Origin of the sequence: Micromonospora sp. RV43, from assembly GCF_001029515.1 — a bacterium.
In the GTDB taxonomy this organism is placed as follows: Bacteria; Actinomycetota; Actinomycetes; order Mycobacteriales; family Micromonosporaceae; genus Micromonospora; species Micromonospora aurantiaca.
On record NZ_LEKG01000355.1, the window covers coordinates 1 to 1,731 of the forward strand.

At 70.6% G+C, this 1,731-nt stretch carries 1 protein-coding gene and 3 tRNA genes; all 4 read right to left on the bottom strand.

Annotated features, from left to right (window positions below; genetic code table 11):
• Positions 1–49: 49 nt before the first annotated feature.
• Positions 50–122 (bottom strand) — tRNA-Glu (locus ABD52_RS37130).
• Positions 123–272: 150 nt separating this feature from the next.
• Positions 273–345: transfer RNA gene (locus ABD52_RS37135), tRNA-Glu, on the bottom strand.
• A 76-nt stretch (positions 346–421) separates the two neighbouring features.
• Positions 422–493 (bottom strand) — tRNA-Gln (locus ABD52_RS37140).
• 107 nt (positions 494–600) lie between these two features.
• The gene (locus ABD52_RS37145; protein ID WP_013284528.1) at positions 601–1,404 is read right to left on the bottom strand and encodes a fumarylacetoacetate hydrolase family protein; all 804 of its coding nucleotides are present in this window, start codon (positions 1,402–1,404) and stop codon (positions 601–603) included.
• Positions 1,405–1,731: the final 327 nt, after the last annotated feature.

Genomic DNA, 1,731 nt, shown 5'->3' on the forward strand with positions numbered 1-1,731 from the left:
GGATGCGGAACGGCCCGCCTCGCGTTGCGAGACGGGCCGTTCGTGGATGTAGCCCCGACCGGATTCGAACCGGCGCTACCGCCTTGAGAGGGCGGCGTCCTGGGCCGCTAGACGACGGGGCCAGGCACTTTTCCTGCTTCACCACCCTGCCGGGCGGTGTGGCAGTAGTCTAGCGGCATCCCGTCCGGCACCACCGCCGGGGGTCACCCCCTGCGCACGTGGGCCGGACAGCAGAAAGCCCGCCCCGGAAACGGGACGGGCTGTCGGTGCTGTAGCCCCGACCGGATTCGAACCGGCGCTACCGCCTTGAGAGGGCGGCGTCCTGGGCCGCTAGACGACGGGGCCAGAACCTTCATTGCACTCCGCCAGCGTGAGCTGCCGGAGTCCAGCGTCCGAGGGTTCTCGCGAACCCTCGGTTGCGCTGGGGTACCAGGACTCGAACCTAGACTAACTGAACCAGAATCAGTCGGGCTGCCAATTACCCCATACCCCATTGGCCCCTTGCGGCGCCGGGAATGAACTTTACCCTCCCGGTGCCGACAGGCCAAATCCAACCCCTCGAAACCCACCTGACCAGCGGAAACGAGGCATCGGAGCGAATCAGGCGACGGGGACCACCGGGTTGCTCAGCTCCCCGATCCCCTGGATCCGCACGGTGACCGTATCCCCCTCGGTGAGCGGACTAACCCCCGCCGGCGTGCCGGTCAGCACCACGTCGCCGGGCAGCAGCGTCATCACGTGCGAGATGTACGACACCAGGCCCGGCACGTCGAAGACCATGTCCTTGGTCCGGCCGAGCTGGCGCACCTCCATCTCCTCCGGGTTGCGGCCCACCTCACACCGGATCTCCAGGTCGCTGACGTCGAGCCCGGTGGTGATCCACGGCCCGATCGGGCAGAACGAGTCGAAGCCCTTGGCGCGGGTCCACTGCCCGTCGGAGCGCTGGAGGTCCCGCGCGGTCACGTCGTTGGCGCAGGTGTAGCCGAAGATGGCCCGCTCGGCGGCGGCCCGGTCGGCCCGGCGGGCGCCCGGGGCGCCGATCACCACGGCGAGTTCCGCCTCGTGCTCGACCTGCTTGGAGAAGATCGGCAGCCGGATGGCGTCGCGCGGGCCGATCACCGAGGTGGACGGCTTGAGGAAGAGCAGCGGCTCCTTCGGCACCTCGCTGCCGTGCTCGGCGGCGTGTTCGGCGTAGTTACGGCCGACACAGACCACCTTGCTGGGCAGGATCGGCGACAGCAGCCGGACGTCGGAGAGCGCCCAGCGGGCGCCGGAGAACTGGATCTGCCCGAACGGGTGGCCCTCGATCTCGGCGATGGTCAGGCCCTGCGGCCCGGCCTCCGGCTCGCCCTCGACGACCCCGAACGACATTCCCTTGGCATGAGCGAAACGAGCGATACGCACCCGGCCAATCTATCCCCGCCCGCGGGCCGCCCGGCGGACACCGGCAGGCGGCACGCCCCGGCCGCCGCGCACCACACCCTCGCGGGCCGCCGGCGGCACCGGACCGCCAGGAGCCGGACAGGGTACGCGCGATCGCGCCGGACAGGGCGGGAATGGCGGCTTCGTACCCGCCCGGCGGGCCCCGGACCATAGCTTCGGGTCCGGAGGTTCGTTGGTATGCCTGCATCGAGACGACACCACAGGGCCCTGGCAGTGTTCGTGAACTGCCTCGGCGTCATCGCCGCCGTACCGGCGCTGTCCCCGGCGACGCCCCGCGCGGCCGCCGCC